20 protein-coding genes, 4 tRNA genes and 1 pseudogene are annotated in these 23,882 nt (G+C 60.5%); 10 read left to right on the plus strand and 15 right to left on the minus strand.

Annotated features, from left to right (window positions below; all coding sequences use genetic code 11):
• Nucleotides 1-127: 127 nt before the first annotated feature.
• The 5 genes from HU715_RS15630 to bamJ all read right to left on the minus strand — a co-directional run bounded on the left by HU715_RS15630 (nt 128) and on the right by bamJ (nt 2,804).
• Nucleotides 128-529: an SEL1-like repeat protein gene (locus HU715_RS15630; RefSeq protein ID WP_186709867.1), complete on the minus strand. Its 402-nt coding sequence runs from the start codon at nt 527-529 to the stop codon at nt 128-130.
• Nucleotides 530-901 carry a hypothetical protein gene (locus HU715_RS15635; protein ID WP_003179080.1) on the minus strand — a complete coding sequence of 124 codons (372 nt, stop codon included), beginning with the start codon at nt 899-901 and terminating at the stop codon, nt 530-532. It lies immediately after the preceding gene.
• A complete protein-coding gene (locus tag HU715_RS15640; protein ID WP_186709869.1) occupies nt 898-1,239 on the minus strand; it encodes a helix-turn-helix domain-containing protein in 342 nt (113 codons plus the stop codon). Before HU715_RS15640 ends, HU715_RS15635 begins: the two co-directional genes overlap by 4 nt.
• A 102-nt stretch (nt 1,240-1,341) precedes the next feature.
• The gene (locus HU715_RS15645; protein ID WP_186709871.1) at nt 1,342-1,797 is read right to left on the minus strand and encodes a YkvA family protein; all 456 of its coding nucleotides are present in this window, start codon (nt 1,795-1,797) and stop codon (nt 1,342-1,344) included.
• Between the two features lie 293 nt (nt 1,798-2,090).
• A complete protein-coding gene (gene bamJ / locus HU715_RS15650; RefSeq protein WP_030142016.1) occupies nt 2,091-2,804 on the minus strand; it encodes a BamJ family beta-barrel-assembly machinery protein in 714 nt (237 codons plus the stop codon).
• A 270-nt stretch (nt 2,805-3,074) separates the two neighbouring features.
• Between bamJ and HU715_RS15655 the strand changes: the two genes are divergently transcribed.
• Together HU715_RS15655 and HU715_RS15660 are read left to right on the plus strand one after the other, a co-directional pair.
• Nucleotides 3,075-4,880: a di-heme-cytochrome C peroxidase gene (locus tag HU715_RS15655; protein WP_186709873.1), complete on the plus strand. Its 1,806-nt coding sequence runs from the start codon at nt 3,075-3,077 to the stop codon at nt 4,878-4,880.
• Between the two features lie 31 nt (nt 4,881-4,911).
• The gene (locus tag HU715_RS15660) at nt 4,912-6,048 is read left to right on the plus strand and encodes a catalase family protein (protein WP_186709875.1); all 1,137 of its coding nucleotides are present in this window, start codon (nt 4,912-4,914) and stop codon (nt 6,046-6,048) included.
• 376 nt (nt 6,049-6,424) lie between these two features.
• On the opposite strand, the gene HU715_RS15665 is transcribed toward HU715_RS15660, so the two are convergent.
• The 4 genes from HU715_RS15665 to HU715_RS15680 all read right to left on the minus strand — a co-directional run bounded on the left by HU715_RS15665 (nt 6,425) and on the right by HU715_RS15680 (nt 6,944).
• A tRNA-Asp gene (locus HU715_RS15665) sits at nt 6,425-6,501 on the minus strand.
• Between the two features lie 17 nt (nt 6,502-6,518).
• A tRNA-Val gene (locus HU715_RS15670) sits at nt 6,519-6,594 on the minus strand.
• 177 nt (nt 6,595-6,771) lie between these two features.
• Nucleotides 6,772-6,848: transfer RNA gene (locus HU715_RS15675), tRNA-Asp, on the minus strand.
• 20 nt (nt 6,849-6,868) lie between these two features.
• A tRNA-Val gene (locus HU715_RS15680) sits at nt 6,869-6,944 on the minus strand.
• 160 nt (nt 6,945-7,104) lie between these two features.
• On the opposite strand from HU715_RS15680, the gene rdgC reads away from it, so the two are divergent.
• The 3 genes from rdgC (at nt 7,105) to sugE (ending at nt 9,567) form a co-directional block, all read left to right on the plus strand.
• Entirely contained in the window at nt 7,105-8,025 is a 921-nt protein-coding gene (gene rdgC, locus HU715_RS15685) for a recombination-associated protein RdgC (RefSeq protein ID WP_014339706.1), read from the plus strand.
• Nucleotides 8,026-8,168: 143 nt separating this feature from the next.
• A complete protein-coding gene (locus HU715_RS15690; protein WP_186709877.1) occupies nt 8,169-9,134 on the plus strand; it encodes a bile acid:sodium symporter family protein in 966 nt (321 codons plus the stop codon).
• 118 nt (nt 9,135-9,252) lie between these two features.
• Nucleotides 9,253-9,567 carry a quaternary ammonium compound efflux SMR transporter SugE gene (gene sugE, locus HU715_RS15695; protein WP_003204587.1) on the plus strand — a complete coding sequence of 105 codons (315 nt, stop codon included), beginning with the start codon at nt 9,253-9,255 and terminating at the stop codon, nt 9,565-9,567.
• Nucleotides 9,568-9,681: 114 nt separating this feature from the next.
• On the opposite strand, the gene HU715_RS15700 is transcribed toward sugE, so the two are convergent.
• The 3 genes from HU715_RS15700 to HU715_RS15710 all read right to left on the minus strand — a co-directional run bounded on the left by HU715_RS15700 (nt 9,682) and on the right by HU715_RS15710 (nt 13,202).
• A complete protein-coding gene (locus tag HU715_RS15700; protein ID WP_186709878.1) occupies nt 9,682-11,556 on the minus strand; it encodes an MFS transporter in 1,875 nt (624 codons plus the stop codon).
• An 81-nt stretch (nt 11,557-11,637) separates the two neighbouring features.
• A complete protein-coding gene (locus HU715_RS15705; protein WP_186709879.1) occupies nt 11,638-12,786 on the minus strand; it encodes a TDT family transporter in 1,149 nt (382 codons plus the stop codon).
• Nucleotides 12,787-12,890: 104 nt separating this feature from the next.
• Nucleotides 12,891-13,202, minus strand: coding sequence for a cupin domain-containing protein (locus HU715_RS15710; RefSeq protein WP_186709880.1), 312 nt, complete (start codon nt 13,200-13,202; stop codon nt 12,891-12,893).
• 101 nt (nt 13,203-13,303) lie between these two features.
• Between HU715_RS15710 and HU715_RS27320 the strand changes: the two are divergent.
• Together HU715_RS27320 and HU715_RS15715 are read left to right on the plus strand one after the other, a co-directional pair.
• Nucleotides 13,304-13,432 (plus strand): annotated as a pseudogene (locus HU715_RS27320) (TetR family transcriptional regulator); the annotation flags it as partial.
• 514 nt (nt 13,433-13,946) lie between these two features.
• Nucleotides 13,947-17,417, plus strand: coding sequence for a hybrid sensor histidine kinase/response regulator (locus HU715_RS15715; RefSeq protein ID WP_186709884.1), 3,471 nt, complete (start codon nt 13,947-13,949; stop codon nt 17,415-17,417).
• A gap of 174 nt (nt 17,418-17,591) precedes the next feature.
• Here HU715_RS15715 and HU715_RS15720 read toward each other — a convergent pair whose 3' ends face one another.
• On the minus strand, nt 17,592-18,980 hold the full coding sequence (locus HU715_RS15720; protein WP_186709913.1) for a DNA recombination protein RmuC: 1,389 nt from the start codon (nt 18,978-18,980) through the stop codon (nt 17,592-17,594).
• Between the two features lie 188 nt (nt 18,981-19,168).
• The gene (locus HU715_RS15725; protein WP_186709885.1) at nt 19,169-19,492 is read right to left on the minus strand and encodes an SEL1-like repeat protein; all 324 of its coding nucleotides are present in this window, start codon (nt 19,490-19,492) and stop codon (nt 19,169-19,171) included.
• A gap of 1,093 nt (nt 19,493-20,585) precedes the next feature.
• On the opposite strand from HU715_RS15725, the gene HU715_RS15730 reads away from it, so the two are divergent.
• The 3 genes from HU715_RS15730 to HU715_RS15740 all read left to right on the plus strand — a co-directional run bounded on the left by HU715_RS15730 (nt 20,586) and on the right by HU715_RS15740 (nt 23,197).
• Nucleotides 20,586-20,810 carry a hypothetical protein gene (locus HU715_RS15730; protein WP_008051046.1) on the plus strand — a complete coding sequence of 75 codons (225 nt, stop codon included), beginning with the start codon at nt 20,586-20,588 and terminating at the stop codon, nt 20,808-20,810.
• 485 nt (nt 20,811-21,295) lie between these two features.
• On the plus strand, nt 21,296-21,778 hold the full coding sequence (locus tag HU715_RS15735) for a hypothetical protein (protein ID WP_186709886.1): 483 nt from the start codon (nt 21,296-21,298) through the stop codon (nt 21,776-21,778).
• 144 nt (nt 21,779-21,922) lie between these two features.
• On the plus strand, nt 21,923-23,197 hold the full coding sequence (locus tag HU715_RS15740) for an OmpP1/FadL family transporter (protein WP_186709891.1): 1,275 nt from the start codon (nt 21,923-21,925) through the stop codon (nt 23,195-23,197).
• 90 nt (nt 23,198-23,287) lie between these two features.
• Here HU715_RS15740 and HU715_RS15745 read toward each other — a convergent pair whose 3' ends face one another.
• The gene (locus HU715_RS15745) at nt 23,288-23,839 is read right to left on the minus strand and encodes a glutathione peroxidase (RefSeq protein ID WP_186709893.1); all 552 of its coding nucleotides are present in this window, start codon (nt 23,837-23,839) and stop codon (nt 23,288-23,290) included.
• Nucleotides 23,840-23,882 lie beyond the last annotated feature (43 nt).

Below are 23,882 nucleotides of genomic sequence, written 5' to 3' on the forward strand. Positions count from 1 at the left end.
GCAGCACTCAAGGAGCGCGAGACTGTGCCGGGGATGGCGGGGGAATTAAGTCAGGGGAACGGGACAAAGGATGTAGGGCGATTCGCTAAATTCGCCCCGCTGCACCACGAATAGCCTGTGGATAACGCTAAGGGTCGCGGGCTTCGAGGGCCTTGAGTTTGATCTCGGCCAACGGATGCCCGGCTTTCGCCGCCAAGGTCCACCAGCGTGCCGCTTCGAGCGGGTCCGGCGCCTGGTTGGTGGTACCGGCCAGGCTGATCACGCCGACTTGGTAGGCGGCCTTGCCATCACCGGCCAGTGCCGCCAGGCGCAGCAGGCGAATCCCTTCTTCACGGGCGCCCAGCCCTTGGCCGCGAAAGGTGAGGATGTGCCCGTAGAAACTTTGCGCACCGACATCGCCCAGGTTGGCCATGCGCGAGAACTGGCCCTCGAGCCAGGCCCAGCCACGCGGCTGGCGGACGAACCAGGGCCAGTGAAACAACCGACGCGCCAGCCAATAACCGAGCCGCGCCTTGAGTCGCCAGAGCACTCAGGCCTCCGCCGACTCGGGGTATTCGTATTCAAACACCCGGACCACTTCCGAAGCGTGCCAGGAAGCGGCGGCCACCCCATCGGAAGGCCCGGAAAAGCGGCCCAGGCGTTCTACGCACTCGAAGAACCCCGTACGCGGCAACCGGCTCGCGCCCTGGCTGATCACCAGGGAACTGCGCAGTGGCTGTTCTGCCCGGGCGTCCAGCGCCGCCAGATGTTCAAGGGCCGCGGTCAAGGTCTGCATGGCCGGGCTGGGGAGTTGCAAGCGCTCCAGCAAGGCGCGGTAAGTCAATAAATGGCGCTGGCGCCGCGCCTGGTCCAATTCACCCAACAACCCATCCCAATGCTGCCGACTGATGCGTACACTCACGATTCTTCCCTCCAACCCGGCACCGTCAACTCCCAGGCCAGACTGCGCCGAATCGCGGCATCGGGCTGTCGCTCGCCGCTCTCGATCAAGGCCAGATAAGACGGGCTGATACCTACCGTGCGAGCCAACGCCTCAATGGCGATGCCCTTCCCTTCGCGCAAACTGCGTAATTGATCCAGGCCAGGGAGAACCTGGTCGGGTGCCGCCGCGTGCCGGACTGTTGCTTCACGCGGCGGAGCTTGATTGACACCTGCTGCTTTCAACAACGCTTGGTACTGATCCCACGGCAAAACCGCGTACTCGGGTTCTCCGTCACGTGTGATTATTTGAATATCCATGTCTACCCCGTAGGACAACAACACTTAGCAAGTCAGCCTTTTTCCTTGGAAGTGTAATCCTAAATGCCGGCTAAGGTCGCGGGGTGATGCATTCTCAGGGGATCAGGGCTTTTTCTGACCTTGGAGCTGGAGTTGTTCCGGGGTGTCGGGAAGCCTTTCGACTTTGGCCAGCGTCTCGGGTGACTGTCGATAACGCCAGGCGCGGAATGCCTCGAGCTCAACGTCGAGGGTTTTCATGATCCAGGCCAGCACCGCGATGTCGTCGAACATGCCAAACATGGGCAAGAGGTCTGGAATGGCGTCCAAGGGGCTGAGGAAGTACATGAGCCCCGCCACTATCGACAGCATCGACTTGGCGCTGACCGCGCGGTACTCGCCGCGCCAGTAGGCCAGGCACAAGGCCTGCAACAGGCGCAGGTCCTCCTTGAGCTTGCCCAGCCGCCCACCCTCCCGGGCACCTTTGCTGGCGACGGCGAAGAGCAATGTCGGCAATCGACCGCGGGCCAGCAGGCGGCCTGCCAAGGGCAGAAATCGCGCAAAATTCCACGGGGCCTTCATTTTTTCTCCCACTGAAATGTTATCCACACAAATTGTGGATAACCTTGTGAACAGAGCTGCATTTCACCGCTGAAGCCCCCGTTCCATAAGGGCCCGGCTTAGATCGGGCGTTTTTTACTCACATAAAAAAACCCAATATTTCATTGACTTGACCAGCCGACTGCGTCTAGCACAGCGCCTGTAATGCCTATGACTATAGCGTGCGCCGGGCGTTCGTTTTTTTGCCATCTTACCGCCGCCCAGATGCAACAACGCCCCGCATAAGCGAGGCGTTGTCGTTATAACAGACGCGATTACTTGGCTGCGTCTTCTTTTGCCGGATCCTTGATCGCCAGCAGCTCCAGGTCGAACACCAGGACCGAGTTGGCCGGGATGGCCGGGCTCGGGCTCTGGGCGCCGTAGGCCAGGTCGCTCGGGATGTACAGCTTGTACTTCTCGCCGACGTGCATCAGTTGCAGGCCTTCGACCCAACCTGGGATCACGCCGCTGACCGGCAGGTCAATCGGGCTGCCACGCTCGACGGAGCTGTCGAACACGGTGCCATTGGTCAGCTTGCCGGTGTAGTGAACGGTCACTACGTCGGTCGGCTTAGGCTGCGCGCCATCGGCTTTCTTGACCACTTCGTACTGCAAGCCGGAAGCGGTGGTGGTGACACCGGCTTTCTTGCCATTTTCTTCGAGGAATTTCTTGCCGGCGGCTGCCGACTCTTCGCTCATCTTGGCCATGCGCTCTTCGGCACGCTTTTGCAGCGCGGCAAAGGCTTCGACCAGTTCTTCGTCTTTCAGCTTCTGTTCTTTCTTGCCGACGGCATCTTCGATGCCCTGGGCAACTGCTTTGGAGTCCAGGTCATCCATACCTTCCTGAGCCAGGCTTTTGCCCATGTTCAGGCCGATACCGTAGGAAGCTTTCTGCGCCGGGGTTTTCAGCTCTACGCTGGTCTGCGAGTCGCAACCCGCGAGTACCAGGCCAACCAGGGCTACCGCCGCCGCCAACCGATGCTGTTTCATGCTATTTCCTTGTTCATGCGCCTAAAGGGCAATCGAGTAAAGCCGCGAGCTTATCAGGCGGCCACGACCAATGGCTACCGGCATGTGAGCCGCAAAGTGATGATAAGTTCAGGTCCGCAAACGCTTTTTGATCCCAGGCAAATGAAGCATCTGTCATCCGTTACGTACAGGGACACCTTGCCGCTCCCCCACAGGACGGGGCTACTGGCCACTTGCCCGCCGCGCAGCGCTGAGGCATAAGGGCATATCAAAAAAAACAAGGACGTAACCGTGCGCCTCCTCTCTCGCATTCTCTTGCTGCTCCTCGCGCTGCTGATCGTCGTCGTGGCCGTGGTGCTTTATTACGTCGCCAATCCCCGGCTGCCGTTCTATGAGCCCATCCAACAGGTGCATTACCTGGATCAATGGAGCGCCGCCGAACGCCAGACCTATTACTTCACGCCCCAGGGCACCCAGGTCAAAGGCCTGCGCTACGACTGGTTCACGGCCCTCGAACTGCCGTTTTCGCAACAACGCTTCGCATCGCCGGAGTATCTGGCGCGCTTTGGCTTCCTGATCGATCCGGCCCAGAAAGCCACGCCTGAGAATCCCGGCAATCTGCCGGTGGGTTTCACCCGGCACCAGAACGCCGGCAGCGCCGACCAATTCCTCGATATCACCTGCGCTGCGTGCCACACCGGCGAATTGCGCTTCAAGGGCCAGGCGATACGGATCGACGGCGGCTCGGCACAGCACGTGCTGCCTTCCAGCGTTCCTACGCTACGCGGTGGCAGTTTCGGACAGGCATTAGTCGCCAGTCTGGCGTCTACGTACTACAACCCTTGGAAATTCGAACGCTTCGCCCGCCAAGTCCTGGGCAAGGACTACGATGCTCGCCACGAGGACCTGCGCAAGGCGTTCAAGGACTCCCTGGATACCTTCCTGCGAGTGGCCTGGAACGATACCCATCGCGGCCTCTACCCCACCGAAGAAGGCCCTGGCCGTACCGACGCCTTCGGCCGCATTGCCAATGCCAGCTTCGGCGACGCCATCTCGGCGGAAAACTACCGGGTCGCCAACGCGCCGGTGGACTATCCACAGTTGTGGGAAATGTGGACCTTCGACTGGGTGCAGTGGAACGGATCGGCCCAGCAACCGATGGCCCGAAACGTCGGTGAAGCGCTGGGAGTCGGCGCCACACTGAATTTCTTCGACGCCCAGGGCAAACCGCTGCAGGGCGACGCGCGATACCCCTCCAGCGTGCGCGTGCGCGACTTGAACAAGATCGAAGAGACCTTGCAACTGCTCAAGGCGCCCGTGTGGCCGGAAGCGTTGCTGGGCGCGGTCGATAAACCGCTGGCCGCCAAGGGCCGGGCCCTGTTCGTCGAAAACTGCGCCGGCTGCCATGTGCCCAAAGTGGTCCAGGGGCCCGACAGGCCGGTACAGCAGTTGCACATGCTGCCGGTGAAAGTGATCGGCACCGACCCGGGCACTGCCAATAATATTGCTGATCACCGTTACGACCTGACCAGCCTGCAATGGGACCCGGCCGAACTGGCGAAGCTGGAAGTGCAACTGCACCCGACCCCGACGGAGCCGCTGGACCTGAGCCAACTCTCGGTCGCCAAAGGCTTGGCCTACGTCACTGCCTTCGTCGAAAACCGTGCTTACCGTGACGCCGGGGTCACCCCCGCCGAGCGCCCGGCCCTGGACGGTTTCGGCCTGCCCATCGGCGTACGTGAATTGCGCGCCTACAAGGCCCGGCCGTTGGCGGGTGTCTGGGCCACGCCACCGTTCCTGCACAACGGCTCGGTGCCGACGATCTATCAACTGTTGTCCCCCCAGGCTGAGCGGGCGACCACCTTCTATAAAGGCAACTTCGAATACGACCCACGCCATTTGGGCTATCGCACCGAAGCCTTCACTAACGGCTTTAACTTCGATACCCGGGTTACCGGCAATCACAACAGCGGCCATGAATTTCGCGCGGGCGAACGCGGCAACGGCGTCATTGGCCGCCTGCTGCAACCGCAGGAACGCTGGGCCTTGCTGGAGTATTTAAAAGTGCTGGGCGGGCCACTGGAGTCGCAACTGTAATGATGAACCCCACCGGTAAAAGGATGTTGGCATGTTGATCACGCTCTGGCTGCGCCTCGGCGCCTTTTTGGGCAAGACGCTCCTGTGGCTGCTGGGCATCGGGTTGCTCGGCTGGGCACTGTCCTCGGCCTGGTTTGCCTGGCAACACAGGGGACCTGTCCCGGACAAGGAACAGGTGGCACCCGGCGAAGCCGCCATGACCCAGGACATCATCCAGACTGCGATCCGCATCGTCGATCAGCACCGCGAAGGCACACGCTATCTGCGTGATGCCCATGCCAAGGCGCACGGCTGCGTCATGGCCGAGGTCCAGGTGCAGAGCGGCCTGCCTAGCCCGTTGCGCCAGGGGGTTTTCGCCGAACCGGGCAAGACCTGGCAGGCCACGATCCGCCTGTCCAACGGCAACGCTTATCCGCAATTCGACAGCCTGCGCGATGCCCGGGGGATGGCAATCAAACTGCTGAACGTGCCCGGCAAGCAATTGCTGGCGGACCGGCAATCATTCGGCGAGCAGGATTTCGTGATGTTCAATCATCCGAACTTCTTTGTCAGCGATGTCGCCGAGTACCGTCAGAATGTGGCCGCTCAGGCTGACGGGAAGAAGGCGATGGCTTTTTTTCCGAGCCTGGACCCGCGCACTTGGCAGATTCGGCATCTGTTCATCGCTTTGGCGACCCTCTCGCCGGCCCCGGCCAGTCCGACCCAGACCACTTATTTCTCGGTATCGCCTTATAAGTTTGGCGAGGCCAACGCCAAGTTTCGCGTCGCGCCGGATCCGGACAGCTGTCCAAGCTATACCCTGCCACCGCAGAATCAGGATTTGCCGAATTTCTTGCGCAGCGCGCTGAACCAGCAGTTGTCCACAGACCGGATGCCGGCGTGTTTTGTCTTGCAGGTCCAGCGTCAGGATCCGAGCAAGTACATGCCGATCGAAGACACCAGTATTGAATGGCAGGAAAGTGATGCGCCGTTCGAAACCGTGGCGCGCATTAAGGTGCCGGCTCAGGATTTTGATACGCCCAAGCTGAATCTGGCTTGTGATAATCAGTCGTTCAATCCTTGGTTTGGGATTGAGGCGCATCGGCCGATTGGGGGGATTAATCGGTTGCGTAAGGCGGTGTATGAGGCGGTCAGCGATTATCGGCATCGGCGGAATGCTGAGCAGTAGACGGGGGGTTGGGTGTATATCCGCTCCGCTATCGCGAGCAAGCTCGCTCCCGCACCTGATCTTCAGCAGCCCACAAAGCGTATATACACCGCAGAACCCATTGTGGGAGCGAGCCTGCTCGCGATGAGGTCAGCCCATCCAACACCTTCATCGACTATGAAACCGTGGTGGGCATGAGCGCTTTGGTTACTTTTGACTGGGCCGGCTTCCGGGCTCTTCAAAGTGCCCCGCCGCCAGGGCGGAACCCTAAGTCGCCGTTACTGCAGCAACGGATACACACAAAAAAAGAGAATAAAAAAAACGACGCTCTCCCTCGTAAAGGAAAAGCGTCGTTTCTAGTAGCCACCTGGCGTTCAGCATTCCAGGTAACCAAATATGGCGCAGCGGACGGGACTCGAACCCGCGACCCCCGGCGTGACAGGCCGGTATTCTAACCGACTGAACTACCGCTGCGCGTAACATTGAAAGTTTGGTGGGTGATGACGGGATCGAACCGCCGACATTCTGCTTGTAAGGCAGACGCTCTCCCAGCTGAGCTAATCACCCTTCACTTTCGATGCGGGGCGCATTCTCTCACAGTTTTTTGTAACGTGCTGATTTAATTAGCAAATTCAGCAAAAAAAACATGAGCAACACACACCGCGGGAACTGCAAACAGCAAAAAGCCCGCGTTAGCGGGCTTTCCGTGGTGACCTGGCGTTCAGTGTTCCAGGTTACCGAATATGGCGCAGCGGACGGGACTCGAACCCGCGACCCCCGGCGTGACAGGCCGGTATTCTAACCGACTGAACTACCGCTGCGCGTAACACGTTGAGCGAAATGGTGGGTGATGACGGGATCGAACCGCCGACATTCTGCTTGTAAGGCAGACGCTCTCCCAGCTGAGCTAATCACCCTTCGCTTTCGGTGTGGCGCGCATTCTACGGAGCACTCTTTAAGCTGGCAAGCACTTTTTAAATTAATTTTTTCAGGCCTTCCAAAGGCTTAGCGAAGGGTTGGCCTATGGCGCCGCGAAGAGAATAATGCCCCCCTTTGTATAAAGGAGAGACTCACCCCATGTGGTTCAAAAACCTGCTTATCTATCGCCTGACCCAAGATCTGCCTTTTGATGCCGAGGCGTTGGAAACTGCACTGGCCAGCAAACTGGCGCGTCCATGTGCAAGCCAGGAGTTGACCACTTACGGTTTCGTCGCGCCGTTTGGCAAAGGCGAAGACGCGCCGCTGGTGCACGTCAGCCAGGACTTCCTGCTGATCGCCGCGCGCAAGGAAGAACGCATCTTGCCGGGCAGCGTCGTGCGCGATGCCCTGAAGGAAAAGGTCGAAGAGATCGAAGCCGAGCAAATGCGCAAGGTCTATAAAAAGGAACGGGACCAGCTCAAGGATGAAATCATCCAGGCGTTCCTGCCCCGTGCGTTCATCCGTCGCTCGTCCACCTTTGCCGCCATCGCGCCGAAACAGGGCCTGATCCTGGTGAACTCGGCCAGCCCGAAACGCGCCGAAGACCTGCTGTCGACCCTACGCGAAGTCATCGGCTCGCTGCCGGTACGCCCGCTGACGGTCAAGATGGCCCCGACCGCGACCATGACCGACTGGGTCAAGACCCAGAAAGCCGCGGACGATTTCTTCGTGCTGGATGAATGCGAACTGCGCGACACCCACGAAGATGGCGGTATCGTGCGTTGCAAGCGCCAGGACCTGACCAGTGACGAAATCCAGCTGCACCTGAACACCGGCAAGGTGGTGACACAATTGTCGCTGGCCTGGCAGGACAAGTTGTCCTTCGTGCTCGACGACAAGATGGTGGTCAAGCGCCTGAAGTTCGAAGACCTGTTGCAGGACCAGGCAGAGCAGGACGGCGGCGACGAAGCCCTCGGCCAACTGGACGCCAGCTTCACGCTGATGATGCTGACGTTCGGCGAGTTCTTGCCGGCGCTGGTGGAAGCGTTGGGTGGTGAAGAGATTCCGCAGGGGATCTAAAAGACAACTTGGAACTACTGTGGGAGCGAGCCTGCTCGCGAAGGCGGTGTATCAGCCATAGAGATATTGACTGATAATCCGCTTTCGCGAGCAGGCTCGCTCCCACATTAGTATTCGGTGTTCTTAATAATAAGGATCAGGTCATGCGCGCATTGGCTGCATTGAGTCGCTTCGTCGGCAATACCTTCGCTTACTGGGTACTGTTTTTCGCGGTACTGGCTTTCCTGCAACCGCAATGGTTCGTTGGCCTGAAAGTCGCCATCGTGCCGCTACTGGGCCTGGTGATGTTCGGCATGGGCCTGGCATTGAAGTTGGAGGACTTTGCCGAAGTCGCCCGCCATCCGGGACGCGTAGCCCTGGGAGTGGTTGCCCAATTCGTGATCATGCCCGGCACGGCGTGGTTGCTTTGCCAAGTGTTCAGCCTGCCGCCGGAGATCGCCGTCGGCGTCATCCTGGTGGGTTGCTGCCCGAGCGGCACATCGTCCAACGTCATGACCTGGCTGGCTCGCGGTGATTTGGCCTTGGCCGTGGCGATTTCCGCCATCACCACCCTGCTTGCTCCGCTGCTGACCCCTGCGCTGATCTGGCTGCTGGCCTCGGCCTGGTTGCCGGTGTCGTTCTCGGCGCTGTTCTGGTCGATCCTGCAAATCGTGCTGGTGCCGATCGCGCTGGGCATCGTCGCCCAACGCCTGTTGGGTGCCCGGGTTCGTCATGCCATAGACGTGCTGCCGCTGATATCCGTGGTGAGCATCGTGATCATTGTGGCGGCGGTGGTCGCGGCCAGTCAGGCGAAGATCGCCGAATCCGGCCTGCTGATCATGGCCATTGTGATGCTGCACAACAGCTTCGGTTATCTGCTGGGGTACTTCACCGGGCGTTTGTTCGGCTTGCCGTTGGCCCAGCGCAAAACCCTCTCATTGGAAGTCGGCATGCAGAACTCCGGCCTCGGCGCGGCGCTGGCGAGCGCGCACTTTTCGCCACTGGCGGCGGTGCCCAGTGCGCTGTTCAGCGTCTGGCACAATATTTCCGGAGCCCTGCTCTCGACGTACTTCCGGCGCATGAGCGAAAAACAGGACCGCGAGCTACTTGACCGTCAAGCGGCAGACTGACCGAGTGACTTGACCAAACAGTCAGCATTGGGCACTCTTGCGCCCAATGCGGGGACGACCCCGCAACACCAAAGAGTTCACTATCCGGGGACGACCCCACCCATCGATGAGGTGCGTGATGTCCTGGATCATTCTGTTTTTTGCCGGCCTGTTCGAAGTCGGCTGGGCTGTTGGCCTGAAGTACACCGACGGCTTCAGCCGCCCTCTCCCCACTGCACTGACCATCGCCGCCATGGCGATCAGCCTCGGCCTGCTCGGCCTGGCGATGAAGGAACTGCCGCTGGGGACGGCCTATGCGATCTGGACCGGGGTCGGTGCCGTGGGCACGGTGATCGCCGGGATCATTTTGTTTGGTGAGTCGATGGCGCTGGTTCGCCTGGCCAGCGTGGCGTTGATTGTCGCCGGATTGATCGGCCTCAAGGTCAGCGCCTAGCCACTGCCGCTATCGCGAGCAAGCTCGCTCCCACACTTTGACCGCATGCAGCCTAGGCGATTCGGTCCAATGTGGGAGCGAGCTTGCTCGCGAAGGGGCCCTCAAAGTCAGCAGTTACCTGACAGCCCCACGCAAATCCCCCACCAACGCCTGCAAACTCGAAGGCGTTGCCGACTCGACTTCCACCGCCGAACCCGCCACCAACGTCACCCGCGACCAGAACCGGCGAAACAGCCCCTTGGCCGGGTCGCGACTGAAGAAACTACCCCACAACCCCTGCAGCGCCAGGGGAATCACTGGCACCGGGGTTTCCTGGAGGATGCGCGTCAGCCCACTCTTGAACTCATTGATCTCACCGTCAGCGGTCAGTTTTCCTTCAGGGAAAATGCACACCAGCTCGCCGTCCTTCAAGTATTGGGCAATTCGCTTGAAGGCTTTTTCATAGATATGGATATCTTCCTGGCGCCCGGCAATCGGGATGGTGCCGGCGGTGCGGAAGATGAAATTCAGCACCGGCAGGTTGTAGATCTTGTAGTACATCACGAATCGAATCGGCCGACGCACCGCGCCGCCAATCAGCAAGGCATCGACGAAGGACACGTGATTGCAGACCAGCAGCGCTGCGCCTTCATCCGGTATCGCCTCCAGGTTGCGATGCTCCACGCGGTACATGGAATGGCTCAGCAGCCAGATCATGAAACGCATGCTGAACTCGGGGACGATCTTGAAGATGTAGGCGTTGACGCCGATGTTGAGCAACGACACCACCAGGAACAGCTGCGGGATCGACAGCTTGGCCAGGCTCAGCAACACGATGGAGACAATCGCCGAGACCACCATGAACAACGCGTTGAGAATATTGTTGGCGGCAATCACCCGCGCCCGCTCGTTCTCCACGGTGCGCGACTGGATCAGCGCATACAGCGGCACGATGTAGAAACCGCCAAAGACGCCCAATCCGAGGATGTCGATCAATACCAGCCAGGCATGGCCAAAACCGAGCACCTCAAGCCAACCGTGGCCCTCGACGCTGGCGGGAATCCCACCGGAATGCCACCACAACAGCAGGCCAAACACGGTCAAACCGAACGAACCAAACGGCACCAGGCCGATCTCGACTTTGCGCCCGGAAAGCTTTTCACACAGCATGGAACCCAACGCGATCCCCACCGAGAACACCGTGAGGATCAAGGTCACCACGGTCTCGTCGCCGTGCATCCACTCCTTGGCATAAGCGGGAATCTGCGTCAGGTAAATCGCCCCGACGAACCAGAACCAGGAGTTGCCGACAATCGACCGGGACACCGCCGGGGTTTGCCCCAACCCCAATTTCAGGGTAGCCCAGGATTGGCTGAAGATGTTCCAGTTCAGACGCATTTGCGGCGAGGCCGCCGCCGCGCGCGGAATGCTGCGACTGGCCAGGTAACCGAGCACGGCGATGCCGATGATCGCGGTAGCCACCACCGGGGCGTAATGCGCCGAGGACATCATGATCCCGGCGCCGATGGTGCCGGCCAGGATCGCCAGGAACGTCCCCATCTCCACCAAGCCGTTGCCGCCGACCAACTCATCTTCACGCAAGGCCTGCGGCAAGATCGAATACTTCACCGGACCGAACAGCGCCGAATGCGTGCCCATGGCGAACAGCGCCAGCAGCATCAGCCACAAGTGATCGAACAGGAAACCCACCGCGCCCACCGCCATGATGGCGATTTCGCCAAGCTTGATCAGGCGAATCAACGCGTCCTTGGCGAATTTTTCCCCGAACTGCCCCGCTAATGCCGAGAACAGAAAGAATGGCAGGATGAACAGCAGCGCGCAGAGGTTGACCCAGATCGAGCGGTCGCCCTCGATGGTCAATTTGTAGAGGATGGCGAGGATCAGCGACTGCTTGAAAATGTTGTCGTTGAACGCGCCCAAGGACTGCGTGATGAAGAACGGCAGAAAACGCCGCGTGCGAAGCAAGGTGAACTGCGAAGGGTGACTCATCTTCCATGTTCCTGAGTGGCGTGGACGCTTATTGGAATGAACGTTTTTCGATCCAGGCCACACATTACCTGTCTTTAGCGATTATTTCGCCAGCCCTGCAATGCAGGGCGACACAAACAGCTCACCGTGCCAGGCGCCCAGCACCGTACGCCGCCCAACGATCAGCCACATCACCACCAGCAAGGCCACCAGCACAGCACCGAACACGCCGAAGAAACCCAGGCCCAGCAGCTCGGAAAGCTTCAGCGTCGTCAGCGCGTACACGCCCAGGGGAAAGGTAAAGCCCCACCAGCCTAGGTTGAAGGGAATGCCTTCGCGCAAATAGCGCGCGGTAATCAGCAGCGCCATCAACATCCACCACAACGCCAGGCCCCACAGCGTGATGCCGGCCACCAGGCCCAAGCCGGCGGCGATGTCGCCCACGCCGGGCAGGCCATTGGCGGCAAAAATCAGCGGGGCATCGTTGCCCAGCAGCAACATGCCCAGGGCACCGGTGCCAATCGGGCCGAGGGCCAGCCAGCTCGAGGCGGCCATGTTCCCGTGAGGCAGTTTGTGCAGGGCCATGCGCAACAGCAGAATCGTCAGGATGCTGAACGCCACCGGCAGGGAAAAGGCCCAGAGCACGTAGCTGGTCACCAGCATGACCAGTTGTGCATGAGCGTCGGCCAGATGCGGCGCCAACAGCCCGCCGCTGGCCGCCACGACTTCGGCGGCCACCACCGGCAACAACCACACGGCGGTCATCTGGTCGATCCGGTGTTCCTGGCGAGTGAACATCAGGAAAGGGATCAGCACGCCACAGGCCAGCGACATGGCCACGTCTATCCACCATAACGCCTCGGCCACCGCCACCACGCCCTCTCCCCAGCGCGGCAGCCCAAAGACCAGGCAGCCATTGATGAGGGTCGCCAGCCCCATGGGAATGGTGCCGAAAAACATCGAGACCGTCGAATGGCCGAAAATCCGTCGTGCTTCGTCGAAGAACAACACCCAACGGGCCGTGTACATGAGGGCGAACACCACGAACAACAGCGTGTTGAACAACCACAACCCTTCGCCCAAGACCCGCAGGCCCGGCATCTGCGCCGGCCATTGCGCCAGGGCCAGCGCCAGCACACCGGTGCCCATGGTCACGGCGAACCAGTTAGGTGTGAATTGGCGAATGGCTTCCAATGGCCTGGGCAAATGGCTCAACGGGCGCAAGCGGTTTTTGTCGGCACAGCATGTCATGGCGAACCTCCTGTCCTCGGATGAGGTGGAGCCATGCTAGAGCGGGATCGAATATCTATATAACGGGTAATTTCTCTATATGTAATCTGTTTTACAGATAAGCATCAGACGCTGCCCTCGGTTTCGATCACCAGGACTCTCGCTTCGCCCAAAGGCTTGGCGACATGTTCGGTGCCCACCGAGGCGTAGAAAATGTCCCCAACGTCCAGCAGGGTCGCCTTTTCGACACCCTCTTCTCGATAGCACATCCGCACCTGCCCATCGAGCACCACAAAGACTTCCTGACCGTCGTTGATGTGCCATTTGTACGGCTGGTCGGTCCAGTGCAGGCGCGTGGTGATGCCGTTCATGTTGGCGATGTCCAGCGCCGCCCAGGCACGGTCACCGGTGAAGGACTTGCTGCGAATGATTTTCAAGGGATCCGTCCGTAAAAAGATTGAGGTGCCAAGACTAACCTACCGCCAGCGGCACCCGCATGCCCGGCTTCAAGGCCGAACGCCATCGCTGACTGGTTTCACCGACTGACGCAGTCGAGCGGCTGATCAATGGGGTGGTGGCGCCGACGGTGTTCCGCATTCTCTTTGCTAACGCGCCGCTGGAGGTTGGGGAGTTGTATCGGCTGGTGGATATTGCGTTGGGGCAGTAAGGCCGCCATCGCGAGCAAGCTCCCACAGCGGACTTGTGGTGTCAGCCATATCTGCGTTCACCACAAAACCCTGTGGGAGCCGAACTTGCTCGCGATGGCGGCGGTACATCCAGCATCCCAGTGACAGGTACACCGCCTTCGCGAGCAAGCCCGCTCCCACAGTGGGTTTGCGGTGTCAGCAATATCTGCGTTCACCACAAAACCCTGTGGGAGCGAGCTTGCTCGCGAAGGCGGTGGCACATTCAACATCGATGCAAGCTGACCCAGCGCTTTCGCGAGCAGGCTCGCTCCCACATGGGTTCTCCAGTGGACATAAGATTTGTATCCACCACAGATCCAATGTGGGAGCGAGCCTGCTCGCGATGAGGCCAGCAAAACCCCTGCATAACCCGAGAATCTCCCCACCTGCGACACCCCACCACGCCTCGACCTTGGTCGACACTGACGAACCCGAGCGGGCATGCGAGACTGTCCTGCCGGGCTCAAGCCCCGGTGTCTTTGTCGGGGAGTTTCCATGTCGTTGTCCAGCGGGCTGATCGCCGTTGTCGCCCTGGCCTATATGGCCATCATGTTCGCCATCGCCTTCTACGGCGACCGGCGCAGCACGCCGCTGCCGCCACGGGTGCGGGCCTGGGTCTACAGCCTGTCGCTGGCGGTCTATTGCACCAGTTGGACGTTCTTTGGCGCCGTGGGCCAGGCCGCCGAACAGCTCTGGTCATTCCTGCCGATCTACCTCGGGCCGATCCTGCTGTTGGTGTTCGCGCCGTGGGTGCTGCAGAAAATGGTGATGATCAGCAAGCAGGAGAACATCACCTCCATCGCCGACTTCATCGCCGCCCGCTACGGCAAATCCCAATCCCTGGCGGTGGTGGTCGCGTTGATCTGCCTGGTCGGCGTGCTGCCGTACATCGCCTTGCAGCTCAAGGGCATCGTGCTCGGGGTGAACCTGTTGATCGGCGCCGGTGCCGATGCCATGGGCACCCGCGCCCAGGACACCGCGCTGATCGTCTCGCTGATCCTGGCACTGTTCACCATCGTGTTCGGTACCCGCAACCTGGACGCCACCGAACACCACCGCGGCATGGTGTTGGCGATCGCCTTCGAATCCCTGGTCAAATTGTTTGCCTTCCTGGCGGTCGGTGCGTTCGTCACGTATGGCCTGTACGACGGTTTCGACGACCTGTTCAACCAGGCGATGCTCGCCCCACGCCTGGAGCAATACTGGAAAGAAACCATCAACTGGCCGTCCATGGTGGTGCAGACCGGGGTGGCGATGATGGCGATCATCTGCTTGCCGCGGCAGTTCCACGTGACCGTGGTGGAAAACATCGAGCCCCAGGACCTGCGCCTGGCCAAATGGGTGTTCCCCGCCTACCTGGCCCTGGCCGCGCTGTTCGTGGTGCCCATCGCCCTCGCCGGGCAAATGATGCTGCCCAGCTCGGTGCTGCCGGACTCGTTCGTCATCAGCCTGCCGCTGGCCCAGGCCCATCCGGCCCTGGCCGTGCTGGCGTTCATCGGCGGCGCCTCGGCGGCCACCGGCATGGTGATCGTCGCCAGCGTGGCGCTGTCGACCATGGTTTCCAACGATATGTTGTTGCCGTGGCTGCTGCGCCGCAACGCCGCCGAACGCCCTTTCGAGGTGTTCCGCCAGTGGATGCTCTCGGTGCGCCGGGTGAGCATCGTGGTGATCCTGTTGCTGGCCTACGTCAGTTACCGTCTGCTGGGTTCGACGGCGAGCCTGGCGACCATCGGCCAGATCGCTTTCGCCGCCGTGACCCAACTGGCCCCAGCCATGCTCGGCGCGCTGTACTGGAAACAGGCCAACCGCCGCGGCGTATTCGCCGGCCTCGCCACGGGGATCTTCCTATGGTTCTACACCTTGGTGTTGCCGATCGCCGCCCACAGCCTCGGCTGGTCGCTCAGCACCTTCCCGGGCCTGGCCTGGTTGCACGGCAATCCGCTGAACCTGCCGATTACCCCACTGACCCAAGGGGTGGTCCTGTCCCTGGCCGGCAACTTCACGCTGTTTGCCTGGGTGTCCGTGCTGTCGCGTACACGCGTCTCGGAGCACTGGCAGGCCGGACGCTTCATCGGCCAGGAAATCAGCGCCCGTCCCAACCCCCGCTCGATGCTGGCGGTGCACATCGAAGACCTGTTGCAACTGGCCGCGCGTTTCGTCGGCGAAGAACGGGCGCGGCAGAGTTTCATCCGCTTTGCCTACCGCCAAGGCAAAGGCTTCAACCCGAACCAGAACGCCGACAGCGAATGGATCGCCCACACCGAACGCCTGCTGGCCGGTGTACTCGGCGCCTCTTCGACGCGCGCCGTGGTAAAAGCCGCTATTGAAGGTCGGGAAATGCAGCTTGAAGACGTGGTCCGGATCGCGGACGAAGCGTCGGAAGTGCTGCAGTTCAACCGCGCCCTGCTGCAAGGCGCCATCGAAAACATCAGCCAGGGCATCAGCGTGGTCGACCAGTCCCTCAGGCTGGTGGCGTGGAATCGTCGCTACCTGGAACTGTTCAACTACCCGGATGGCTTGATCAGTGTCGGCCGGCCCATTGCCGACATCATCCGCTACAACGCCGAACGGGGCCTCTGTGGGCCGGGCGAGGCGGAAGTCCACGTCGCCAGGCGCCTGCACTGGATGCGCCAGGGCCGCGCCCATACCTCCGAGCGACTGTTCCCCAACGGCCGGGTCATCGAGCTGATCGGCAACCCGATGCCCGGTGGCGGTTTCGTCATGAGCTTCACCGACATCACCGCCTTCCGTGAAGCTGCCCAGGCGTTGACGGAAGCCAACGAAGGGCTGGAGCAGCGGGTGGCCGAACGCACGCGGGAATTGTCCCAACTGAACCTGGCCCTGACCGACGCCAAGAGCACCGCCGAAGCGGCTTATCAGTCCAAGACCCGGTTCCTGGCCGCGGTCAGCCATGACCTGATGCAACCGCTCAACGCCGCGCGCTTGTTCTCCGCCGCGCTGTCCCATCAACACGACGCGTTGCCGAGCGAGGCCCGGCAACTGGTGCACCACCTGGACAGTTCGCTGCGCTCGGCGGAAGACCTGATCACCGACCTGCTGGATATCTCCCGCCTGGAAAACGGCAAGATCAACCCCGACCGCAAGCCCTTCGCCCTCAACGACCTGTTCGATACCCTCGGTGCAGAGTTCACGGCGCTGGCCCAGGAACAAGGCTTGAAGTTCCGGGTTCGCGGCTCATCCCTGCGCGTGGACAGCGATATCAAGCTGCTGCGACGTATTTTGCAGAACTTCCTGACCAATGCGTTCCGCTACGCCAAGGGCCCGGTGTTGCTGGGCGTGCGCCGGCGCAACGGCGAATTGTGCCTGGAGGTCTGGGATCGCGGGCCGGGCATCGCCGAGGACAAGCTGCAGGTCATATTCGAAGAGTTCAAGCGCCTGGACAGCCACCAGACTCGCGCCGAAAAAGGCCTGGGGCTGGGCCTGGCCATCGCCGACGGGCTCTGTCGCGTGCTGGGCCATAGCCTGCAGGTGCGCTCCTGGCCTGGGCGTGGCAGCGTATTCAGCGTCAGCGTTCCCTTGGCCCAGACGCAAGCCGTCGCACCGAGCGCCGTGACCGAGCCCAACGGTCATTTGCCAAGCGGCGCGCAGGTGCTGTGCGTCGATAACGAAGACAGCATCCTGATCGGCATGAACAGCCTGCTGACGCGCTGGGGTTGCCAGGTGTGGACGGCGCGCAACCGCGAGGAATGCGAGCGTTGGCTGGCCCAGGGCGGCCGACCGCAACTGGCGCTGGTGGACTTTCATCTGGACGACGGCGAGACCGGTACCGAACTGATGGCCTGGTTGCGCACGCGCATGGGAGAGCCGGTGCCGGGCGTGGTGATCAGCGCCGATGGTCGGCCCGAGACGGTGGCACTGGTGCATGCGGCGGGCCTGGATTACCTGGCCAAGCCGGTGAAGCCGGCGGCGTTGCGGGCGTTGTTGAGTCGGCATTTGCCGTTGTAACTTCGGCAAATGATAGCTCCTGTGGCGAGGGAGCTTGCTCCCGCTTGAGTGCGCAGCACTCACAAAAAGAGGGCCGCTGCGCAGCCCAACGGGAGCAAGCTCCCTCGCCACAGGGTGCTGTTTTTGCCTTGAGATCTGATTCAGCCCGAGGGCGGCTTCAGCTTTGGGTTCACTTCAGCCCTGGGTTCTCTCGCTGGCTTCTTCCGGCAACTCCGGCAGCCCATCCGCATCGGTCATCGCCCGTTCGAGCAGTTCGCTGGGCAAGCTCTTGCTGGCCCGGGCGCCGAGCAGCTTGAGCTGTTCGCTGCGGCTGATCAGGTTGCCGCGCCCTTCCGTCAGTTTGTTGCGCGCTGCGCTGTAGGCTTTGTCCAACTGCTGCAAGCGACTGCCGATCTCGTCCAGATCCTGGATAAACAAAACGAATTTGTCATACAGCCACCCGGCCCGCTCGGCGATTTCCCGGGCGTTCTGGCTCTGGCGTTCCTGCTTCCACAAGCTGTCGATCACCCGTAGTGTCGCCAGCAGCGTGGTCGGGCTGACGATCACGATGTTGCGGTCGAAGGCTTCCTGGAACAGGTTCGGCTCGGCTTGCAAGGCGGCGGAGAACGCCGCCTCGATCGGCACGAACAACAACACGAAATCCAGGCTGTGCAAACCGTCCAGGCGCTTGTAGTCCTTGCCGGCCAAGCCTTTGATGTGAGTTCGCAACGACAGCACATGTTGTTTGAGGGCGAGTTGGCCGATGGCGTCATCTTCAGCCGCCACGTACTGCTGGTAGGCGGTGAGGCTGACCTTGGAATCGACCACCACTTGCTTGTCGCCCGGCAGGTAAATCAACACGTCCGGCTGGAAACGCTCGCCGTCCGGGCCCTTGAGGCTGACCTGGGTCTGGTATTCGCGGCCCTTCTCCAGGCCGGCATGTTCAAGCACCCGCTCCAGGATCAGTTCGCCCCAGTTGCCCTGGGTTTTCTGGCCCTTGAGCGCCCGGGTGAGGTTGGTGGCCTCGTCGCTCAGGCGCAGGTTCAGTTGTTGCAGGCGCTCCAGTTCCTTGCCTAGGGAGAAACGCTCCCGGGCCTCGGCCTGATAACTTTCTTCAACGCGTTTTTCGAAGGACTGGATGCGCTCTTTCAGCGGATCGAGCAACTGGCCCAGGCGTTGCTGGCTGGTTTCGGCGAAGCGTTGCTCACGTTCATCGAAGATTTTTCCAGCAAGTTCGGCGAACTGTGCCCGCAGCTCATCTCGCGAACCTTGCAGGTCATCCAGGCGTTGCTGATGACTGTCCTGTTGCTCGCGCAGTTCGGCCTGCAACGATGCCGCCTGGGCATCGAGCCGGCGCAGCTCGGCTTCCTTGTTGGCGCGTTCAAGGTTCCAGGCGTGGGCCGCATCCCGCGCATTGTCGCGCTCGACCTGCAGCAAATCGACTTCGCGACAGGCCGCGGCAAGCTCGGCTTGCTTGGCGGCGTTGGCCTGGCTCAGGTCGCTGATCTCGTCGCGGCAGGCATCGAGCTGGGCGTTGAGGCCATCGTGGGCCATGTGGGCCGTGGCCAGGCGCTCTTCCAGCAGAGCCAATTCGGTCTGGGCAGTGGCGGCTTGGCGTTGCAGGTGCCAGGCCAGTGCCAGCAACGGCACCGCGGCGCCTGCCAGGCCAAACAACAGGCTGGTCAAATCCATAGCCATGACAATTCCTGCCGATCAAATAAAGCCCGAAGGTTAACCAAGCGGCTGGGGGTTGCCCAGCGCAGTCTGCGATTTCAGCCTTCGATTTCACCGAGGGCCCGGCGGGCACGATCATCGCCGGCCCGGGCGGCCTGGCGCAGCAGGTCGTGGCCGATGCGTCGATCCCGAGCGTTGCCGCATTCACGGCACATCAACTGCCCGAGGCGACTTTGCGCAGCCACCGCGCCTTCACGGGCCGGTTGCTTGAGCAAACGACCGGCCAAGTGCTTGACGCTGGGGCTGTCCCCGAGCCGCGGGCTGTCGAGCAGCCACTCAGCCACCCGCATCGACATACGCTTGGGTGGGGTAACACCAGAGGGTGCTGAAGTAACAGGATTTGATACTGAGCGAAACTTCATAAAACACTGTGGGACAGATCGGAAGGCGCGCCACTTTACTCCTTTTTTCGTACGGGTAAAGCCGAAAAAAAACCGGCACGCCCGTGCTAGAGCAAGCGCTTGGGACAATCCACAGAAGCTGTGGATAACTCAGTGGACAACCCACCCTGAACTCGCGCAAAGCCCTGTGGAACGGGGCCTGCGCTTAAACTGACGATTTTTTCACCAGTAAAAAAAAGCGATGTTTTTCATTGACTTAAATTTTGGATACAGGCACCCACCCCGGATTGTTTCGACATGACAGTAAGGTGACAGGTGGTGCGGCGAGTGTGCACAAGTAACAGCTGAACGGGTTATAACGCTGCGATTTTTTGGCGCATCTGGCGGTATGAAGCTGGGGATAACCTGAGGCCATGGGCGACGCGTGGGTAACTGACCACACCAGCAGTCGTTGGGATCCTGTGCTACGCCTTCGTTCTTGGATCGGGTTGAAAACCAACCCGTGGCGAGGGAGCTTGCTCCCGCTGGGCCGTGCTGGCGCTCCAGCGCGCAGCGGCCCTTTCTTTTGGGGCTGCTGCGCAGCCCAACGGGAGCAAGCTCCCTCGCCACAGGCCATGCCTGACTTGCTGCCAGGGCTAATTTGAATATTTTTTAACCACCCCTCTTCCCTTCATGGGATCGATCCGTTAGTATCCGCGGCGTTAGTACCAAGCTGAAAGTCAATTCCGGGTCGAACACATCTCCGCGGTCAGCCATCCTCCAAAGGACGCTCACCGAAAAAAGGAGACCGCCCCCCTCGATGGTTTCCAGGTAAACCTTGCGCCAACACAGCCTTCGATCGAATGCGAAGGGTGTTGCCAGGCTCATTACTCTGACCGAACCAACCTGCAAAATTGATCAGGATCTTCACCCCGGGCCCAGAACCTTTGCCCTCGATGTGTTGCCTGCCCTCCTAAGTACCTACCTGCCAGCCCAAGCGCGCACTTTATATAGCGCTCAAACTGGCTGCTTTGTTCCAGTCGGGTTCTTCGTTCGACCAATGGTGGTCGACGTTACTGGAACGTTTTAACGTTGCACGGTTCTTAACCGTGTCATTTGTAGGAACACCCATAACATGTCTACTCAAATCCAGACACAGGATGCCATCCGCACCCTAACCAACGCTTTTGCTCCAATGAACTGCCTGATCATGGCCGCTCGCAAAGGCTGCTTCAGCTTCACGCTGGTCAACGAACACGGCATCGCCCGTCACAGCGAACGCCTGTACCCCGACCAGTACTCCAGCGCCGAACCGCTGCAGGCCGTGATCGAGCGTACCCGTCAGGCACTGGTTGCCTGAGACCCAGCAAGGCTGAAACCCCCAAGGCCCCGCCCATAAAGCGTAATGCCGTTCACTTAAGAAAAATGATGACCCTGTGGCGAGGGAGCTTGCTCCCGCTCGGCTGCGAAGCAGTCGTAAACCGGCGGGTGCGGTGTGCCTGATACGCCGCAGTTGGCAAGTTTTGGGGCCGCTTCGCGGCCCAGCGGGAGCAAGCTCCCTCGCCACGGGTTTGTCGATTGCCATAAGTGAACAGCATTGCGCCCATAAAGCGGGGCTTTTTATTGCCTGAAATTTCTCGATAAAGCGAAACGGCGTAAGCACCAAGGGATATAACAGTTATAACCGTTCGCCGAAGATGTTTTAAAAACAGTCCTTTACAGCGGGAATATGACACTACACTTCAAGTCAAGCGGCATGATCCGCTTCTGGCGGGGCCTGGACCGATCCACTGCTGCCAAGCCCACACTCTTCAGGCTCCGCCCACCTCACATCACGAGGATTTTATGGGTATCGCTGCCAGCGAACTGTGTCGATATGTGATCCGCCCGACGCTCCTCTACCTGGAGTGTCACAGCGCAACCGCGGAATCCTTGTTGCTGGGCATTGCCGCCAGCCAATCCGCCCTGGGTTCAGCCCTGCATGATCGCCGCGGACATGGCTTGTATCGCATCACAGAGCCCCGACACCAGGCACTTTGGGACCATTACCTGGCGCGGGATCCGGAACGGGCCAGCCTGGTGCGCGGCCTGGCCAGCCAGCACGCCTTTCTCAGCGGCCCGCACCTGGAATTGACCGTCAACCTGCGCTACGCCACCGCCATCGCCTGGCTGTTGGTGGAGGAACAGAACACCACGCTTCCCGACGCCGATGACCTGCTGGGCATGGCCCGCATCTGGCGCCAGACCTTTCATCCCCAAGGGCGCCTGCGAGATTTCACCTGCGCTTGGCGAAGCTGTGTTTCACCGCTGAATCAGGTCGCTTGCTGACGGGAAATTTGGAAAGTTCCTACAACGGTCGTGAATCTGGTCGGATTGTCCTACAAAACCGCTCTAAATCAAGCCATCCAGGCTATAGCGCTTGAACGAAAATGTTGGTAATTTTCGCCCCGGTGATCACCAGGAGTTCTAACAATGAAAAAAATGATGCTCAAAACCACACTTGGCCTTGCCGTTACCTTGGCATCCACGCAACTTTTCGCCAGTGGCTTTGCCTTGAACGAACAAAGCATCAGTGGCATGGGCACTGGTTTCGCAGGTCGTTCTTCCTCTGCCGATGACGCCAGCACCGTGTTCGGCAACCCTGCCGGCATGTCGCGCCTCAAGCGCCAGCAAGTCACCGGTGGTTTCGCCGCCATTGATGCCTCGACCGACATCGACGATGCCAGCGGCACCCAGTCCGGTACCAACAAGGGCGACATGGTTCCGCTCACTGGCGTTCCGATGGGTTACTACGTCAAGCCTATCGATGATCAATGGGCGTTCGGCCTGGGTGTCTACGCACCGTTCGGCTTGATCACCGACTACGAAAATGGTTTCCAGGGCCGGAGTTTCGGCAGCAAGAGCGAAGTCAAAGTCGTCACGTTCCAGCCAACCGTCAGCTATGCCTTCAACGACAAGGTATCGATCGGTTTCGGCCCGACCATCAACCGTATTTCCGGCTCCCTGGAATCGCAGCTCGGCGTGCCAGGCTTGCCTGAGGCCGGCGTGGAGATCAAGGGTGACGATATCGGCTACGGCTACAACATTGGCGTACTGGTCCAGGCAACGGACACCACGCGTGTTGGCCTGACCTATCACTCCAAGGTCAAGTACAAGCTTGAAGGCCACACTGAAGTGAGCCCGGGCGCCGGTACACCGCCCCCCCTGCTCACCGATGGTCGCTACGACGCTTCGCTGGACATCACCACGCCTGAGTCGGTGGACTTTTCGGTCACCCAGCAAATCAATGATGCCTGGACCGTCTACGCCGGCAGCACCTGGACTCGCTGGAGCCGCCTGAAAGAAATCACGGTGGAAAACGAAGGCACCAGCACTGGCGGTGGTTTACTGAACCCTGCCCTCGGCACCATCACCGAAGAACAAAACTGGCACGACACCTGGGCCTACGCCATCGGGACCTCCTACCAGTTGAACAAGCAGTGGGTACTGCGTACCGGCCTGACCTTCGACCAGGCGCCGACCAACAACACCGATCGCTCGCCACGCATCCCGACCGGCGACCGGACCATCTTCAGCCTGGGCGCCGGTTGGAGCCCGACCGAAGACCTGACCATCGACGTCGCTTATTCCTACCTCAAGGAAGAAAAAGTCAACGTCAGCGGCAGCAACGCCCTCGGCCAGTCCTACAGCGCCAAATACGAAAACAGCGCCAACGGTTTCGGCGTGGGTGCAACCTACCGCTTCTAATGTTTCGCGGCGCACCTGAACCTCTCGCCACCTGAAGCAAAAAAAAGCCCCGCTCTCTGCAAAGAAGCGGGGCTTTTTCGTGACGGGCAATCAGGGTTTTGAGGCGATGGCCGTCTCCACAGCCTTGATGAAATCCGGATCGTCAGGCTTGATCCGACTGGAAAAACTGCCAACGACTTTACCCTGGCGGTCCACCACGTACTTGTAGAAATTCCACTTCGGCGCGGCGGATTGTTCAGCCAAGTGCTTGAACAGCGGTATCGCGTCGGCACCCCGCACCGGCTGTGGTTCGGTCATGGTGAAAGTCACGCCGTAATTGACGTAGCAGACCTTGGCGGTTTCTGCCCCGTCCTTGGCTTCCTGCTTGAAATCATTGGACGGCACGCCCAGCACTTGCAAGCCTTGGTCCTTGTAGCGCTGGTTGAGCGCCTCAAGGCCTTTGAATTGCGGGGCGAACCCACAGAAGCTGGCAGTGTTGACCACCACCAGGGGCTTGCCGGCGAAGCGCTGGCATAAGTCGACGGTTTCCTTGGCCCGCAGCTTGGGCAACGAACCCTCCAGCAACGGCGGGCAGTCGGCCGCCCAGACTTGCCCGGTCACAGCCAGCAACAGGGCGGGGACAGCAAACCAGCGCATCAACATGTCGGTATATCCTTAAAAACGTGTCAGACCCACGACGTTACTC

It is taken from the genome of Pseudomonas zanjanensis (assembly GCF_014268745.2).
GTDB lineage: Bacteria > Pseudomonadota > Gammaproteobacteria > Pseudomonadales > Pseudomonadaceae > Aquipseudomonas > Aquipseudomonas zanjanensis.

What these genes read in the sequence shown, in the direction of transcription:
- bamJ (WP_030142016.1), bottom strand. Translation starts at nt 2,804, where the DNA reads ATGAAACAGCATCGGTTGGCGGCGGCGGTAGCCCTGGTTGGCCTGGTA.
- HU715_RS15735 (WP_186709886.1), top strand. Translation starts at nt 21,296, where the DNA reads ATGGGTATCGCTGCCAGCGAACTGTGTCGATATGTGATCCGCCCGACG.
- HU715_RS15745 (WP_186709893.1), bottom strand. Translation starts at nt 23,839, where the DNA reads ATGTTGATGCGCTGGTTTGCTGTCCCCGCCCTGTTGCTGGCTGTGACC.
- HU715_RS15730 (WP_008051046.1), top strand. Translation starts at nt 20,586, where the DNA reads ATGTCTACTCAAATCCAGACACAGGATGCCATCCGCACCCTAACCAAC.
- HU715_RS15645 (WP_186709871.1), bottom strand. Translation starts at nt 1,797, where the DNA reads ATGAAGGCCCCGTGGAATTTTGCGCGATTTCTGCCCTTGGCAGGCCGC.
- HU715_RS15700 (WP_186709878.1), bottom strand. Translation starts at nt 11,556, where the DNA reads ATGAGTCACCCTTCGCAGTTCACCTTGCTTCGCACGCGGCGTTTTCTG.
- HU715_RS15715 (WP_186709884.1), top strand. Translation starts at nt 13,947, where the DNA reads ATGTCGTTGTCCAGCGGGCTGATCGCCGTTGTCGCCCTGGCCTATATG.
- HU715_RS15740 (WP_186709891.1), top strand. Translation starts at nt 21,923, where the DNA reads ATGAAAAAAATGATGCTCAAAACCACACTTGGCCTTGCCGTTACCTTG.
- rdgC (WP_014339706.1), top strand. Translation starts at nt 7,105, where the DNA reads ATGTGGTTCAAAAACCTGCTTATCTATCGCCTGACCCAAGATCTGCCT.
- HU715_RS15725 (WP_186709885.1), bottom strand. Translation starts at nt 19,492, where the DNA reads ATGAAGTTTCGCTCAGTATCAAATCCTGTTACTTCAGCACCCTCTGGT.
- HU715_RS15640 (WP_186709869.1), bottom strand. Translation starts at nt 1,239, where the DNA reads ATGGATATTCAAATAATCACACGTGACGGAGAACCCGAGTACGCGGTT.
- HU715_RS15705 (WP_186709879.1), bottom strand. Translation starts at nt 12,786, where the DNA reads ATGACATGCTGTGCCGACAAAAACCGCTTGCGCCCGTTGAGCCATTTG.
- sugE (WP_003204587.1), top strand. Translation starts at nt 9,253, where the DNA reads ATGTCCTGGATCATTCTGTTTTTTGCCGGCCTGTTCGAAGTCGGCTGG.
- HU715_RS15660 (WP_186709875.1), top strand. Translation starts at nt 4,912, where the DNA reads ATGTTGATCACGCTCTGGCTGCGCCTCGGCGCCTTTTTGGGCAAGACG.
- HU715_RS15690 (WP_186709877.1), top strand. Translation starts at nt 8,169, where the DNA reads ATGCGCGCATTGGCTGCATTGAGTCGCTTCGTCGGCAATACCTTCGCT.